The sequence below is a fragment of the Streptomyces sp. NPDC004788 genome (assembly GCF_053601115.1).
The window spans coordinates 1-15,044 of sequence record NZ_JBSGBF010000011.1; the positions used below are offsets into that span (position 1 = coordinate 1).

Consider the following 15,044-nt stretch of genomic DNA (forward strand, 5'->3'; position numbering starts at 1 on the left):
TCTTCGTGATCGGCTTCGCCGGACTCGTCGCCATGAAGGACGACTCCCTGGCGATGTCGACGGTCTGGACGGTCTGCGGGATCGCCATCCAGCGGCCCCTTCTTGCCGGGCAGCCCGTCGAGCACGTGCAGGGCCCGCGCGGCGGCCGGCACCCGGTCCGGTTCCACCGGCTCCCCGCGGTCGCGCAGCGCGTCCGCCGCCCGGACGCCGACGGCCGGGTTCGCGAGGGCGTCGCGCAGCGCCCCGGCCGGGGCGGCGGAGAGGTCCAGGACGTTCAGCAGGCCGCGGGTGGCGGCGGCTTCGGAGGTGCCGGCGTTGACCGTCCCGAGCGCGGCGAGCAGCCCGGACCAGGCTTCCGCCCCGTGCCCACGGGCGTGCAGCCACTCACCGAGGACCCGGCCGGCGACGGCCGGCGGCCAGCCCGCGGCGGCGGCCACCAGGGTGTCCGCGTCCCACCCGGCCGTCTCCTCGGCGTCGGGCACCGCGACCCGCCGTACCGCCAGCAGATAGCGGACCGCGGCGCAGCCGCCCGGGGTGAGCCCGAAGGCGTCGCCGCGCCGGAAGACCAGTCCGGTCGCGGCCAGCCGGTCGACGACGGCCGCGAGACCGTGGGCGGGCCTGTCGAGCCGGGCCCGGTCGGTGTCGGTGAGGCCGGGCGTACCGAGGAGGCGGGCCAGTTCGGACGCGGTCGGCGTGGTGTAGCCGGGCGAGGCGGGCGGCGGTACGCGGACGGGGGCGTCCTCCAGGTCCGGGTCGACGGTCCAGTCCTCGAACTCGGCGGCCCGGCGGGCGACCGACTCGGCGGAGCAGCCGCGCTGGTAGAGCGTGTAGAGCAGGTGGGCGGCCTCGCCGCCGTACGTTCCCTCGTCGGCGAGCTCGTCGACGGCGGCCGCCAGCAGGTCGGCGTCCCGCTCCACGTCCGTGACGGCCTCCTCGGCCTCCCGCTCCGGCGGCGGGAGCGGCACGGAGGCGTCCCCGTAGTAGTCGAGGTGCTCGTCGAGCAGGGCGTCGGCGAGGACGAGATGGGGCAGGTCGTCGGGTCCGGGCGCGAGGTGCGCGTACTCCCCCGCGAGCCCTTCGGCGAGCCCGGCCGCCGTCCACCGGTCGAGCAGTGCCTGGGCGACGCGGCCGATGCCCTGCGCCACGTCGTGGTCGCTGAGCAGCGGTCCGGCGGCCGGGGGCTGCTCGGCATCGCGTACGTAGGCCCTGGTCAGCACCTCGGTGAGGACCAGGTCCGCGACGGCGGTGCGGCCCACCAGGTCCGCCCTGCGCACCCCGTCGGGCACCGGCGGCCCGTCGAGCCGGGCCAGCCAGGCCCGCACGGCCTCGGGGTCGCCGGGATCGGTGCCGTCGGCGCGCAGGAGCTGCGCGTACCAGCGGGGCCAGGTCAGGTTCCCGGGGTCGCCCATGGCCCGCTCGAAGTCGGCCACGGCGTCCCCGATCACCCCCTCGATGCGCGTCCGCCGCTCCCCGTCGAACCGCCCGGCGAGCGCGCGCAGCACCGCCGGATACACCGCCAGCTCCTCCGGCGCCGCCCACACGAACGCCGGCAGATCCTCCACGAGGAGCCGCTTCACCAGGCCGGGCGTCGGCTCCGGCACTCCTGATCCCCGGTCCGCCCCGCGCAACGCGAGCAGCCCGAGCACGGCGTCCACGGCCCTGACCGCTCCCGGTCCCCGGAACTCGGGGCTTTCCTCCAGGAACAGGTCACGACCGGTGTTGGTGAGCACGATCTCGGCCACGCTTCCCAGCGTAATTCGGGGCGGGGCGGGGCGCGGTGCGGTGCGGCCAGGCGGGTCACGCGGTGCGGCCAGGCGGGTCACGCGGTGGGGCCAGGCGGGTCAGGCGGTGGGGTGGAAGGGGGCGCTCCGGTGCGGCTGGGGGAGCCTGCGGAGCTGGTGGAGCTGGTGGAGCAGGCGGAGCCGCTGCACCTGGTGGAGCTGCCGCAGTTGGTGGACGACGAAGGTGAGGTGCTGGTTGTGCGCGGCCCAGGCCCACACGCCGGGATGGCCCGCGCCCTCGCTGCCCCGGCCCGCGGCGCAGGCCCGCATCCACTCCTTGGCGGCGCTGTGCGGGGCCTCCTCGAAGTCCGGCGTGGCCACGATCTCGGCCGCCTTGCGCCGGATGTCGGCCGCGTGGCCGTCCGCACAGGTCGGCACCTTGCCGAGGAGGAACGTGCGCTCGCCGGTGTGACGCAGCAGGCCCCACGGCGAGCCCTCGTCCCGGTCGGCCGGCTGGGCCGTGCTCCGGGGGTGCCCGGCTCCGTAGTCACCGTAGGTGATGCGGAGCCGGCTCCCGTCCGGCGAACGGCCGAGCACATGCCACAGGTCCCAGTCGTAGCGCTGCGCCTCGGCGAAGGGCGCCCCGTAGTCGTCGGGGACGGCGTCGGCTTCCGGGCAGGAACCGGCGAGGACGGCGACGGTCCGCCAGTCGTGCAGCGGTCCGAGGAGGGCGAGAGCACGCAGGGCCGACTTCTCGACGAAGGCGAAGCGGTGGTCGTCCTGGACGGCGCCGAGGTCGAGCAGCAGGTCCAGGGGGAGGTCGCCGAGCTCGGCGAGCAGGCGTCGCAACCGGGCTTCGAGACGGCGCTCGTCGGCGAGGGCGGCCGGGGCGATCCGGATCCCGAGGCCGTCGCCGCACACACGGGCCGCGGCCGCGCAGGCGGCCTGCTGCCAGGCGGAGCGCTCGGGCCCCGTCACGGGTCTCAGCGCCGTGCGGGTCAGCACCTCGCGCAGCGCCTCCTCGACCGGGCGCGGGTCGGCGTCGGACTCTGCGCCCCGGGTGTCCACCCACGCGGGTCCGCTCTCCTGCACCCGGGCGATGTGGTCGAGGGACTCGCGCACGGGATGCCGGCGGGCGCGCCGGCAGGCGGCCGGGTCGCGGGGCGGGACGACCCACAGAGGGGCGACGGCGGCGCGCACGGAGGGCGTGAGGGTCTCGTACGCCTTCCGTGCGCTCGGTCGTGCGGGCAGAACGGGTACGTAGCTCGGCTCGGCCATCGGCTCCCCCAACGCCCTTCGGCAAGTGGCCCGTTCGCAGGGTGCGGCGCGGCAGGCGGGTCCGGAAAGGGAGCCGTTTCGGCCATGTGCGACCAGGGGGACGGGAGGTCGGGGGGAGCTACGGGGTGACCGCGGTGCGGGGCGCGGAGAAGTCGCCCCAGGTGCCGTCGGGGAGCTTGGCGCGGAGAGTGACGGTGTAGCGCAGGCCGGGGGTGGTGGGGACGGTGAGGGTGTAGGTGACGGGGCCCGGGGCTGGCTGGGTGCCCCAGACGATCGTGGTGGCGAAGCGGCCGTTGAGATAGAGCTGGTGCTCCTTGACGGCGTCGTCGGCGGCGGTACGGGGCGGGGTCCAGGTGACGGTGAGGGCGCCGCGGGCGGGGCGGACGCTGACGGCGGTGGGGGCCGTGTCGGGCGGGGCGCCGGGGGCGGGGGCGGTGGTGAGGTCGGCGGGGGCGCTGTCCGGGGAGGAGTTCTCGGCGGCGTCGCGGGCGCGGACGGTGAAGGAGTAGGCGGTACCGGGGCGCAGGCCGGTGAGGCGGGCGGTGGTGGCGGTGCCGGGGACGGTGTGGACGCGGGAGTCGGCCTGGTAGACGTCGTAGGCGGTGACGCGGGTGTCGTCGCGGGCGGGCCGCCAGGTGAGGACCGCCGCGCCGGGTCCGGCGGGGGCGGCGCGCAGGGCGGTGGGGCGCGTGGGCGGGGTGCGGTCCTCTGCGGTCGCGGCGAGGGTGGTGGCCGCGGCCGGGGCGCCGGCCGGGGAGAGGTTCCCGGCGGCGTCGCGGGCGCGGACGGTGAAGGTGTGGGGGGTGGCGGGGGCCAGGCCGGTGATGTCGGTCATCAGGGTGGCGGCGGGGACTTGCTTGACCTCGCGGCCCCGGTCGTAGACGGCGTAGGACGTGACGCCCCGGTCGTCGGTGGCGGCGCTCCACATGACGTGGACGGTGGTGGCGCTGCCGGCGGTCGCGGTGACTCCGGTGGGGGCGGTGGGGGCGCGGGTGTCCTTGGCTGCCGCGGCGGGGCCGGCGCAGCCGGCGAGGGCGACGGTGAGGGCGACGGCGAAGCCGCGTACGGCGACCGCCGACGAGGCTGCGGCGTAGGGGCGTTGCACGGGGGGTGCCTCCGTCCGGCCAGGGATCCGGGAAAGGTCCAGACCTATATCGCACAGCGGGTGGGGCGTCGGCAAGAGGGCGTTGTCAGTGGCGTGCGCTTCACTGGATCCATTACTCTCCGTAGTCGACATTGGGGGAATCGTGACGGACCGTACGACGTATCTGTCATTGGCCGGGCTGAGGTTGCGCGGCTGGAGCGACGCCATGGTCAGCGAGATGCTCGGCCAGGCCGATGTGCAGGGCCGCGACCCGAGGCGCTGGTCGCTCGCGCCGGTGCTCCTCTATCTTCTGGCGCGCGTCGAAGCCGTGGAGCGCACACCCGAGTTCGCCGCCTCCGCCGAGGCCGCCGGCCGGGCCGGCGCCGCGAGCCTGCTGGCGGCCGACCGGCGCCGCCGCGCGGTCCTCGCGGCGATCCGCGCGGAACCCATCGAGGTGCCCCGCCTCCCGGCCGCCGAACTGGAGCGCCGCGCCGTCCGGCACCGCCACCTGCTCGGCGCCCGCGGCCCCGGCGGCCTCACCGCCGGCGCCATGGTCCGCTGGCAGGTCGGCTATCTGCGACACGCCCTCTCCCGCTACGACGCCCTCCTCGACGACCTCTACGGCGACACCGGCCGCGCCGAGGCCGAACGCCTGCTGCGCCGCAGGGTGTACGAGGCGATCGCGGCGGCCTATCCGCACCTGGCGCACGAGTGCAGGCGCCGATCGGCGGTGGAGCGGTGAGCCCCTACGCCCTGCCCGGCATCGCGCCCAGCAGTCGCGCCACCTGGCGGCAGGCCGCCGGGACGGGGGCCACGACCGGGACGGCGAGGCGGGTTCGGAGCGCTTCGGCCGCGTCGCCGAGCGGGCCGCCCCCGATGACGACGGCCTCTGCTCCGTCACGTACGACGCAGGCGCGCGCGGCCTCCGTCAGGGCGGCGAGCAGCGAATCGGGGTGGGCGGCGAGCTGTTCGGGAGTGCCGGAGGCGAAGCGGACGCCGGTGTACGCGGCGGCGAGGCCGAGCCGGGCGACGTGGGCGTCGATCGCGGCGGCGAGGCGCGGCGTGGTGGTGGCGATGCCGAAGCGTCGTCCGCCCTCGGCCGCTTCGGCGAGCGCGGCCTCGCCGATGCCGACGACGGGCACAGTGAGGGGGACGGCCGATCCCGTTCCGCGACGGGACTCCCCGCTCGCCGTGGCAAGCCGGGTCCGCAGTTCCGTGACGCCCGGGTCGCCGAACGCGCCCACGATCAGGGCCGCGCAGTCGCCGGACGCCAGGGCCTGGCGCGCGGCGGCGAGGACGTGCGGGGCGGCTTCCCCGAGGGCGGCCGGGTCGGTGAGCATCGCGGGGCCGTGGGCGACGGTCACGCCGCGCACGCGCAGCCCGGAGGCGGCGAGCGCGTGGCGCGCGATGGCCGTCATCATGCGGGTCGTCGCCGCGGCGGTGTTGGGGTTGATCAGGACCACGGCCGGCGCCCCGGGCCCCGCGGGGTGCGCGGGATCCGGGGCGGGCGGCGACGGTGGCAGTGGGCGGCTCACGGCATCAGTGGACGTGCGCCGCCTTCGCCGCCGCCGTCTCCGAGATCTCCTCGCCCGGTTCCATCGGCGCCGTCACCGTGTCGTCGTTGCGGTGCCTGCCGAGGTGGTTGAAGACGAAGTTGAGCAGGACGGCGGCGACGCAGCCGGTGGAGATGCCCGAGTCCAGGATGATCTTCGCGGTCTCGGGGAAGGCGTGGTAGAACTCCGGCTTCGTGATCGGGATGATGCCGACGGCCAGCGAGACCGCCACGATCAGCACGTTGTTGTCCTTCTCCAGGCCGGCCTTGACCAGGGTCTGGATGCCGCTGGCCGCGACCGAGCCGAAGAGGACGACGCCCGCGCCGCCGAGCACCGGCCGCGGCACGACCGAGATCAGCGAGGCGGCCATCGGCGACAGGCCCATGAGGACGAGGAAGCCGCCGCCGCAGGCCACGACGAAGCGGCTGCGGATCCGGGTCATGGCGACCAGGCCGATGTTCTGGGCGAAGGCGCTGCACATGAAGCCGTTGAAGAGCGGGCTGAGCGCGGAGCCGAGGGTGTCGGCGCGCAGTCCGGCCGCGATGGTCTTCTCGTCGGCCGGCCGCTCGACGATCTCGCCGAGCGCCAGCATGTCGGCGGTCGACTCGGTCATGGAGACCAGCATGACCACGCACATGGAGATGATCGCGGCGGTGGCGAACTGCGGGGCGCCGAAGTGGAAGGGCGTCGGGAAGCCGACGACGTCGGCCTGCCGCACCGGGGAGAAGTCGGTGACGCCGAAGGGGATCGCGATGACCGTGCCGAGGACCAGGCCGACCAGGACGGCGACCTGCTTGAGGAAGCCGGTGGTGAAGCGGCGCAGCAGCAGCACGATCACGAGGGTGATGCCGGCGAGCGACAGATACGTCGTCGAACCGTAGTCGTCGGCCTTCGGGTTGGGACCCTGCGCCCAGCCGAAGGCGACCGGCAGCAGGGAGACGCCGATGAGCGTGATGACGGACCCGGTGACGACCGGAGGGAAGAACCGCACGAGGCGGGAGAAGAACGGGGCGGCTATGAAGCCGAGGAGTCCGGCGACGATGATCGCGCCGAAGATCACCGGGAGCGCGTCGGCCTTGTCCTTGGTCGTGTTGACGATGGCCAGCATCGGGGCGACGCCGGCGAAGGTGACGCCGTTGACGAAGGGCAGCTTGGCGCCGATCTTCCAGACGCCGAGGGTCTGGAGGAAGGTGGCGAGGCCGGCGGTGAAGAGGCTGGCTCCGGTGAGGAACGTCAGTTCGGTCGGAGAGAGGCCCACGGCCGCTCCGACGATCAGGGGCGGCGCGACGACGCCCGCGTACATGGCGGCGACGTGCTGCAGACCGCTGGTGAGCATCTTGGCTGGGGGCAGGGTCTCGTCGACCGGATGCTTGGCCCGGTCTGCGTCGGAGACGGCGCCTTCGGGGGCGGTGTCTGCGTCTGGTGCATTGCGAACCTGGGGCTTGGCGGCCACGGCGGTTCCTCCGGTCAGGTACACGTCGGCGGGGACGTGGGATGCAGGGAGGTGGTGCGATGCGGTGCGGGGTGCAGGAGGTGCGGCTCGGTGCGGGGGTGGAGCGAGGGGGTGCAGGAGGTCCTGCGGTGGTGCGCCGGCGAAGGGGGTGCGGCGCGGGACGGGGTGCCCGGTGGGGACGGGCACGGGTTCACCGTTCCGGGGGGTGGCGTACGACACGGCGTACGCACACCCCCCGGCCCGGCTGCCGTGGGCCCCGCTCGGGTCCACGGCGACCGACCGAGGGCCGTCCCCCTCGGTCGGACGTCTTGGGGTGGGTCAGTCCTGGGCCGCGATACGGGCCAGGCGCTGCGCCTCCGTGCGCGCGTCGCGCGCGATGGTGTCCTCGTCGGCGGTCAGCAGTCGGTTGTTCTCGACGATCTGCCGGCCGTTGACGAAGGACGCGGTGACGGGGGCCGCCGCGCCGAAGACGAGCGCGGTGACCGGGTCGGCGATCGACGAGTGGCCGAGGCCGTCGACCCGCCAGAGGACGAAGTCGGCGAGCTTGCCCGGCTCCAGGGAGCCGATGCTGTCGGCGCGGCCGAGGACCTGCGCGCCGCCGTAGGTGCCGAGGCGGAGGGCCTGGCGGGCGTTCAGCGCGGCCTCCCGGTGGTGGCCGAGGCGGTTGATGAGCAGCGCGTTGCGCAGTTCGGTGTGCAGTTCGCCCGACTCGTTGGAGGCGGTGCCGTCGACGCCGAGGCCGACCGGCACGCCCGCCCTGAGCATGTCGGGGACGCGGGCGATGCCGGCGGCGAGCCGCGCGTTGGACGAGGGACAGTGGGCGACACCGGTCCTCGTGCGGGCGAAGGCCGCGATGTCGGAGTCGTTCATGTGGACGCAGTGCGCCATCCACACGTCCTCGCCGAGGAAGCCGGTGGACTCGAAGTAGTCGGTCGGGCCCATGCCGAACAGCTCGTGGCAGAACTTCTCCTCCTCCACCGTCTCCGAGCCGTGGGTGTGCATCCGCACGCCGAGCCGGCGGCCGAGGGCCGCGCCCTCGCGGAGCAGGTCGGTGGAGACGGAGAAGGGCGAGCAGGGGGCGACGGCGATCTGGGTCATCGCGTCGAAGGAGGCGTCGTGGTGCTGCTTCACCGTCTCCTCGGTCGCGGCGAGCGCGCCCTCGGTGGTCTCGACGGCGAAGTCCGGCGGCAGTCCGCCGTCCTTCTCGCTGCGGTCCATGGAGCCGCGGGCGAGGGTGAAGCGGACGCCCATGTCCCGGGCGGCGCCGATGATGGCGCCGGACAGGTCGCCGGTGCCGCGCGGGAAGACGTAGTGGTGGTCCATGGCGGTGGTGACACCGCCGCGGGCCATCATGGCGAGCGAGCCCTGGGCGGCGACGCGCACCATCTGCTCGTCGATCCGCGCCCAGGTCGGGTAGAGCGCGACCAGCCAGTCGAAGAGGTTGTGGTCGGTCGCGAGCCCGCGGGTGATCCACTGGTAGAAGTGGTGGTGGGTGTTGACCAGACCCGGCGTGATCAGATGGCCGGTGGCGTCGATCCGCCGGACCACGTTGTCGAGGCCGTCCGGCGCGCGGCCGGCGCCGATGGACTCGATCTTGTTGCCGGCGACGACGAGATGGCCGGTGGCGTACTCGGTGTCGTCCGCGTCGACGGTCGCGATCGCCGCGTTCTCGATGACGATGCGCTGGGGGGCTGCCGAGGCTTCTGCCATGGCGGTACTTCCTTCATTCCGGAGGGAAAGGCTGGGCACGGCAGGACCCTAGGAAGATTTGAGTGCCGCAGCCGCGTGGCGGCTCCGGGTGCCGAGATGATGGAAGAAGAGGTTCAGCAGGACGGCGACGAGCGCGCCGGCGCTGATGCCGGAGCCGAGCACGGTCTGCGCCCAGGCGGGGAAGCCGGCGTAGAAGGTGGGCGCGGCGAGCGGGATGATGCCCGCGCCGAGCGCGACGGCCACCAGGATGATGTTGGAGCTGTCGTCGAGGCCCGCTTCCGAGAGGGTGCGGATGCCGCTGACGGCGATCGAGCCGAAGAGCACGATGCCCGCGCCGCCGAGGACCGGCATCGGCACGAGGGAGACGACCGCGCCGAGCACCGGGAAGACGCCGAGGACCAGGAGGGCGCCGCCGGCGACGGCGACCACGTACCGGCTGCGTACCCGGGTCAGCGAGACGACGCCGACGTTCTGGGCGAAGGCGGAGGTGGGGAAGCCGCCGAAGACCGGGCCGAGGAGGGTGGCGATGCCGTCGGTGCGCAGGCCGCGGGTGATGGTCTGTCCGTCGCTGCGCCGGTCGCAGATCTCGCCGAGGGCGAGCATGCCGGCGCTGGACTCGGTCATCAGGACCAGCATCACGATGCACAGGGAGAGGATCGCGGCGGGCTGGAACTCGGGGGCGCCGAAGGCGAAGGGGGCGGGCAGCGCGGCGACCGGCGCCTCGCGCAGGGCGCTGAAGTCCGCCATGCCGAAGGGGATCGCGGCGACCGTGCCGATGAACAGGCCGAGGAGCAGGGCGATCTGCTTGACGAAGCCCTTGCCGAAGCGCTGGAAGAGCAGGATGACGACGAGCGTGAAGCCGGCGAGTGCCAGATACCTCATGTCGCCGAAGTCGGCGGCGTTCTTGTCGCCGCCCTGGGCCCAGCTCACCGGGACGGGCATCAGGGTGACCCCGATGAGGGTGATCACGACGCCGGTGACGAGGGGCGGGAAGAAGCGCAGGAGGCGGCCGAAGAAGGGGCCGACGGCGAGGCAGAAGACGCCGGCGACCATGACCGCGCCGTAGATGGCGGGGAGTTGGTGGCCCTTGGCGCTGGTCTCGGCGATGGCGAGCATGGGCGCGATGCCGGCGGAGGAGGCCGCGTTGACGAACGGCAGCCGGTTTCCGGCGAAGCGGCCGAGGCCGAGGGTCTGCAGGATGGTGGCGCAGCCGGCGATCAGCAGGCTGGCGGCGATGAGCCGGGTCATTCCGGCGGCGTCCAGGCCGACGGCCTGGCCGATGATGAGCGGAGGGGTGACGACGCCTGCGTACATGGCGGCGATGTGCTGGAGCGCGGCGGGGACGAGCCGCGAGGCGGGGAGTTTCTCGTCCACCGGGTGGCAGGCGGCCGGGGCCGGGGCCTGGGTGGGCGACGAGGTGGAACACGGGCCGTCGGCGGAAGCCGGCCCCTTTGCGGGCGTTGCCATGTGAGGTTCCCTCCGGTCTGGTGCCGGTCCCCGCCCGCCGCCCGACTGCGGACGGGCGGGGACCGGATCACTCAGTGCCGCTTAGAGGTTGGTCATGTCGACCGGGATCTGCGCCGTGGCGCCGTCCCTGAGGATGGTGGCCTCGATCAGGCCGTACATGCGGTCGGCGGCGTAGTAGACCTCGTTGTCGTTCTTCAGGCCGAAGGGCTCGAGGTCGACGAGGAAGTGGTGCTTGTTCGGGAGCGAGAAGCGGACCTCGTCGATCTCCGCGCGGTGGTTGATGATCCGCGTGGCCATCTGGTAGAGGGTCTGCTGCAGCGAGTACGAGTAGGTCTCGGCGAACGCCTCGAGCATGTGCTTCTTGGTCTGCTCGTAGGACCGCTCCCAGTTCGGCATCCGCTGCTCGTCGTCGGTCCAGTTGAACCGCCACTGACCCGACACCTGGGTGGCGAGGATCCGGTCGTACGCCTCCTGGAGGGTGGTGTACTTGTCCTTGATGTAGCCCCAGAACTCCGAGTTGGTGGAGTTCATGACGACGAGGTCCTTGAGGCCGGAGATGACCTCCCACTTCTCGCCGTCGAAGGTGACCTGGGTGGTGCGGGTCTCCTGGCCCTTGCGGACGAAGGAGTGGTTGACCTCGTCGGAGCCGATGAACTTCGAGTTGGCGTCCGAGCTGGCGATCCGCTCCCAGGAGTACTCCTCGATCCGGATCCGGGCCTTCTTGATCGGCTCCTGGCTCGTCACGAAGTGACGGGCGAGGTGGATGCCGAACTGCTCGGCGGACTCGATGCCGTACTCCTTGGCGAACGCGAAGACGGTGTTCTTCGTCGTGTCGGTGGGGAGGCAGTTGGCGTTGGAGCCGGTGAGGTGGACGTCGTCGAGGTCACCGGAGAGGGCGACGGAGACGTTCAGGTCCTTGATGTGGTGCGTGCCGCCGTCGCGCGTGATCTTGACGACGCGGTTCTCTGCTTTGCCGTACTGGTTCTGGCCGAGAATCGTGGGCATGTCTGCTAGCTCCCTCGGTAAACGGAGTAGCCGAACGGGTTGAGCAGCAGCGGTACGTGGTAGTGCTCGCCCGGTACGACGGCGAACGTGATCGCCACCTCCGGGAAGAACACACCGGTCGCACCGCTGTCCCGATTCGCGGGGGCGTCCTGCTGCGCCTCGGCTTGCTTGTTCTGCTGTGTCAGGAAGTACGCCTCGGTCTCGAAGTCGAGACGTACGTGGGTCGTGCCCTCCGGCAGGGCCGGCAGGTCCTTGCAGCGCCCGTCCGCGTCGGTGGCGGAGCCGCCCAGGGCGACCCACTCCGCGCCGGAGCCGGCGCGGGCCGCGAGCGCGATGGCCACGCCCTCGGCCGGCCGGCCGAGGCTGGTGTCCAGGATGTGGGTGGACACCGAGGCGGTGGTGTCGGTGCTCATCAGTTCTCTTCCTCGGTCTCTACGAGACGGGTCAGACGGATGCGGTTGATCTTGCCCAGTTCGGTGCGGACGATCTCCCGCTCCTGCTCGGGCGAGTTCTCGATCCGTGCGCGGATCGCGTCGCGCATCTGCTCGCCGGTCTTCCCGGTGGCGCAGATGAGGAAGACATGGCCGAACCGGTCCTGGTAGGCCAGGTTGAGTTCGAGCATCTCGGCCTTGAGCTCCGCGGAGGCGCCGGCCATCCCGCTCTGCTCGCGGGAGGAGGTCGGGTCCCCGGCCTTCGGACGACCGATCGGCGGGTGGCCCGCCATCGCCTCGGCCAGGTCCTCGGCGGTCAGCTCGGCCATGGCGGCGTCGCTGGCGAGAAAGAGGGCTTCGGCGGTGGCGTACGGGCGCTGGGCGAGGAGCTTGCTCCCCCACGCCGAACTGGAGCACACCTCGTGGAGTGCGGCGACGGCGTCGCCGTCCGCCGAGGTGTTGAACCGGGCGAGACCCGGTGTCGTACCTGAAGTCACGGGAAGCCTCCGTGGCTGTTTTTCGCTGTGCGTCGGACGGGCTGCGGATAGCTAACGCCCTCCGCAACACCACGTCAACACTTTGTTGAAAACTCGGTCATACAAAAGCCGTCGTCCCGACATGCGGACGACGGCTTGTGGCAAGACATGATCAACTAACCGTTCTTCGGGGGTTTTTGCCTGTTCAGGGCAGTCTCCCGGTTCAGGTAGTTGTAGACGGTGAAGCGGGAGACGCCCAGCGCCCCGGCCACCGTCTCCACACCGTGGCGCACCGAGAAGGCACCGCGTGCCTCCAGGATGCGGACGATCTCCTGCTTCGCCTTGCGGTCGAGTTCGGCCAGCGGCATCCCGTGCCGCCGTTCCATCGCCGCGAGGATGTGGTCGAGGGACTCGGACAGCTGCGGCAGCCGTACGGCGAGCACATCCTCGCCCTCCCAGGCGAGGACGACGTCGTCGGACCCGGCCTGCTCGGGGCCGAGCAGTTCCGCGCCCATCGCGTCCACCAGCGGCTTCACGGCCGCGACCAGGGGGTGCTCGGTCACTTGTCCGCCTCCCCCGACCCGTCGAGGACGTTCACCTGGAGCGAGACACGGGTGGCGCCCGCCGCCAGGGACCTGCGCAGCAGCTCGTCCACGGCGGTGAGCACGGCGTCCGCGCCGCCCTCCGCGGTGTTGCCGAAGGGGCCGACGTCCACCGCGTCCAGCTCGGCCGACTGGATGACCTCACGAGCCACCACCGCGTGTGCCGGCGCCTCGTCGAGGTCGAACGGCTCGGTCGTGAACTCCACTCTCAAACGCACCATGCCCCCACGCTACGGCCCGTCCGGGCCCCAGCGGGAGCCCCGGACCTGCGGGGACCTCTTGACAAGTCGGTCGCTCCCGCTACAACATTCCGTCAGACAGAAACTTACTTCCGCAATACGGAAGGAGCGCCGCCCCTCATGGCCCGCTTCTCTGAAGGCGCCGGCACGGACCAGCGCTTCGATGTGAACCTGTCGATCCTCTTCACGGAACTCCCGCTCCTGGAGCGCCCCGCGGCCGCCGCCGCGGCGGGCTTCACCGCGGTCGAGCTGTGGTGGCCCTGGATCGACACCGCCACCCCCGAGCAGAGCGAGCTCGACGCCCTCAAGAAGGCCCTCGAGGACGCCGGCACCCAGCTGGTCGGCCTGAACTTCTACGCGGGACAGCTCCCCGGCCCGGACCGCGGCGCGGTCTCGGTGCCCGGCGAGGAGTCGGACCGCTTCCGGGCCAACATCGACATCGCGGCGGACTTCGCCGCCTCGGTCGGCTGCAAGGCGCTGAACGCGCTCTACGGCAACCGCGTCGAGGGTGTGGACCCGACCGTCCAGGACGAGCTCGCCCTGGAGAACCTGGTCCTGGCCGCCCGCGCGGCCGACCGGGTCGGCGCGATCCTGCTGATCGAGACCCTCAACAAGCCGGAGTCGCCGCTCTACCCGCTGGTGAGCGCCCCCGCCGCCATCGAGATCGTCGACAAGGTCAACGCGGCCACGGGGCTCGGCAACGCCAAGTTCCTGCTCGACATCTACCACCTGGCCATGAACGGCGAGGACGTCAGCCAGGTCATCGCGCAGTACGCCGACAAGACCGGCCACGTCCAGATCGCGGACATGCCGGGCCGCGGCGCCCCGGGCACCGGCGAGCTGCCGCTCGCGGACCTGCTCGGCGAGCTGAAGAAGGCCGGTTACGACGGCTGGGTGGGCCTGGAGTACAAGGCCGCCGACGCCGCCGCGTCCTTCGACTGGCTGCCCGCCGAGGACCGCGCGGCGCGCTGACCCTCGCCCCCTCCCCGTACCACCTTGTTTTGAGAGGCACCCTCATGAGCAACCTCCCCAAGATCGCGTGGATCGGCCTCGGCATCATGGGCTCCCCCATGTCCGAGAACCTGATCAAGGCCGGCTACTCCGTCACCGGCTTCACCCTCGAGCAGGACAAGCTGGACCGCCTGGCCGCCGCCGGCGGCACCGCGGCCGGCTCGATCGCCGAGGCCGTCAAGGACGCCGACGTGGTCATCACGATGGTGCCCGCCTCCCCGCAGGTCGAGGCCATCTCCTACGGCCCCGAGGGCATCCTGGAGAACGCCAAGCCGGGCGCCCTGATCATCGACATGTCGTCGATCACCCCGCAGACCTCCGTCGACCTGGCCAAGAACGCCAAGGAGAAGGGCATCCGCGTCATCGACGCCCCCGTCTCCGGCGGCGAGGCCGGCGCCATCGAGGCCGTCCTGTCGATCATGGTGGGTGGCGAGCAGGCCGACTTCGACGAGGCCCTGCCGATCCTCCAGGCCCTCGGCAAGACCATCGTGCTCTGCGGCCCGCACGGCTCCGGCCAGACGGTGAAGGCCGCCAACCAGCTGATCGTCGCCGTCAACATCCAGGCGTGCGCCGAGGCCGTGGTCTTCCTGGAGAAGTCGGGCGTGGACCTGAACGCCGCCCTCGACGTTCTCAACGGCGGTCTGGCCGGCTCCACCGTGCTGACCCGCAAGAAGGACAACTTCCTGAACCGGGACTTCAAGCCCGGCTTCCGGATCGACCTGCACCACAAGGACATGGGCATCGTCACCGACGCCGCCCGCAACGTCGGCGCGGCCCTTCCGGTCGGCGCCGTGGTCGCCCAGCTCGTCGCCTCCCTGCGTGCCCAGGGTGACGGCGGCCTGGACCACTCGGCCCTGCTGCGCGCCGTCGAGCGCCTCTCCGGCCAGCAGGTCTGACCCAGATTTCCGGACGGCGGCGGCGCTGACACCTGTCCTGTCGCGCCCAGGCGTCGCCGCCGTCCGGAACACCACACTTCATTTTCAACAAACTGTTGACGTCGTTTGCCGGGCGTAC

14 protein-coding genes and 1 pseudogene are annotated in these 15,044 nt (G+C 72.4%); 4 read left to right on the top strand and 11 right to left on the bottom strand.

The annotated features are described in order from the left end of the window. Positions 1–89, top strand: a pseudogene (locus ACWEJX_RS07715) (DUF4233 domain-containing protein); the annotation flags it as partial. Between the two features lie 1,752 nt (positions 90–1,841). Here the strand turns inward: ACWEJX_RS07715 and ACWEJX_RS07720 are convergent. Together ACWEJX_RS07720 and ACWEJX_RS07725 are read right to left on the bottom strand one after the other, a co-directional pair. Then, the gene (locus ACWEJX_RS07720) at positions 1,842–2,999 is read right to left on the bottom strand and encodes a beta family protein (protein ID WP_451606625.1); all 1,158 of its coding nucleotides are present in this window, start codon (positions 2,997–2,999) and stop codon (positions 1,842–1,844) included. Between the two features lie 118 nt (positions 3,000–3,117). Further along, the gene (locus ACWEJX_RS07725) at positions 3,118–4,104 is read right to left on the bottom strand and encodes a fibronectin type III domain-containing protein (protein WP_451606626.1); all 987 of its coding nucleotides are present in this window, start codon (positions 4,102–4,104) and stop codon (positions 3,118–3,120) included. A 142-nt stretch (positions 4,105–4,246) separates the two neighbouring features. On the opposite strand from ACWEJX_RS07725, the gene ACWEJX_RS07730 reads away from it, so the two are divergent. Then, positions 4,247–4,825, top strand: coding sequence for a hypothetical protein (locus ACWEJX_RS07730; RefSeq protein WP_451606627.1), 579 nt, complete (start codon positions 4,247–4,249; stop codon positions 4,823–4,825). A gap of 4 nt (positions 4,826–4,829) precedes the next feature. Here ACWEJX_RS07730 and ACWEJX_RS07735 read toward each other — a convergent pair whose 3' ends face one another. From ACWEJX_RS07735 to ACWEJX_RS07775, 9 genes are all read right to left on the bottom strand, one after another. Further along, positions 4,830–5,618 carry an aspartate/glutamate racemase family protein gene (locus ACWEJX_RS07735; protein WP_451606628.1) on the bottom strand — a complete coding sequence of 263 codons (789 nt, stop codon included), beginning with the start codon at positions 5,616–5,618 and terminating at the stop codon, positions 4,830–4,832. Between the two features lie 4 nt (positions 5,619–5,622). After that, entirely contained in the window at positions 5,623–7,089 is a 1,467-nt protein-coding gene (locus ACWEJX_RS07740; RefSeq protein WP_451606629.1) for a nucleobase:cation symporter-2 family protein, read from the bottom strand. 318 nt (positions 7,090–7,407) lie between these two features. After that, entirely contained in the window at positions 7,408–8,799 is a 1,392-nt protein-coding gene (locus ACWEJX_RS07745) for an 8-oxoguanine deaminase (RefSeq protein WP_451606630.1), read from the bottom strand. A 48-nt stretch (positions 8,800–8,847) separates the two neighbouring features. Next, complete coding sequence (locus ACWEJX_RS07750; RefSeq protein ID WP_451606631.1) at positions 8,848–10,266, bottom strand: nucleobase:cation symporter-2 family protein; 1,419 nt, start codon at positions 10,264–10,266, stop codon at positions 8,848–8,850. Positions 10,267–10,347: 81 nt separating this feature from the next. Then, positions 10,348–11,271, bottom strand: coding sequence for a factor-independent urate hydroxylase (pucL, locus tag ACWEJX_RS07755; protein ID WP_451606632.1), 924 nt, complete (start codon positions 11,269–11,271; stop codon positions 10,348–10,350). A gap of 5 nt (positions 11,272–11,276) precedes the next feature. Continuing rightward, complete coding sequence (gene uraH / locus ACWEJX_RS07760; RefSeq protein WP_403789512.1) at positions 11,277–11,684, bottom strand: hydroxyisourate hydrolase; 408 nt, start codon at positions 11,682–11,684, stop codon at positions 11,277–11,279. Then, positions 11,684–12,199, bottom strand: coding sequence for a 2-oxo-4-hydroxy-4-carboxy-5-ureidoimidazoline decarboxylase (uraD, locus tag ACWEJX_RS07765; protein WP_403789511.1), 516 nt, complete (start codon positions 12,197–12,199; stop codon positions 11,684–11,686). Before uraD ends, uraH begins: the two co-directional genes overlap by 1 nt. Before the next feature lie 155 nt (positions 12,200–12,354). Next, the gene (locus ACWEJX_RS07770) at positions 12,355–12,693 is read right to left on the bottom strand and encodes a helix-turn-helix domain-containing protein (RefSeq protein WP_403790187.1); all 339 of its coding nucleotides are present in this window, start codon (positions 12,691–12,693) and stop codon (positions 12,355–12,357) included. Positions 12,694–12,737: 44 nt separating this feature from the next. Further along, complete coding sequence (locus ACWEJX_RS07775; protein ID WP_451606703.1) at positions 12,738–12,998, bottom strand: hypothetical protein; 261 nt, start codon at positions 12,996–12,998, stop codon at positions 12,738–12,740. A 141-nt stretch (positions 12,999–13,139) separates the two neighbouring features. Between ACWEJX_RS07775 and ACWEJX_RS07780 the strand changes: the two genes are divergently transcribed. Further along, positions 13,140–13,991 carry a TIM barrel protein gene (locus tag ACWEJX_RS07780; protein WP_451606633.1) on the top strand — a complete coding sequence of 284 codons (852 nt, stop codon included), beginning with the start codon at positions 13,140–13,142 and terminating at the stop codon, positions 13,989–13,991. Positions 13,992–14,035: 44 nt separating this feature from the next. Next, positions 14,036–14,926, top strand: coding sequence for a 2-hydroxy-3-oxopropionate reductase (locus ACWEJX_RS07785; protein ID WP_451606634.1), 891 nt, complete (start codon positions 14,036–14,038; stop codon positions 14,924–14,926). Positions 14,927–15,044 lie beyond the last annotated feature (118 nt).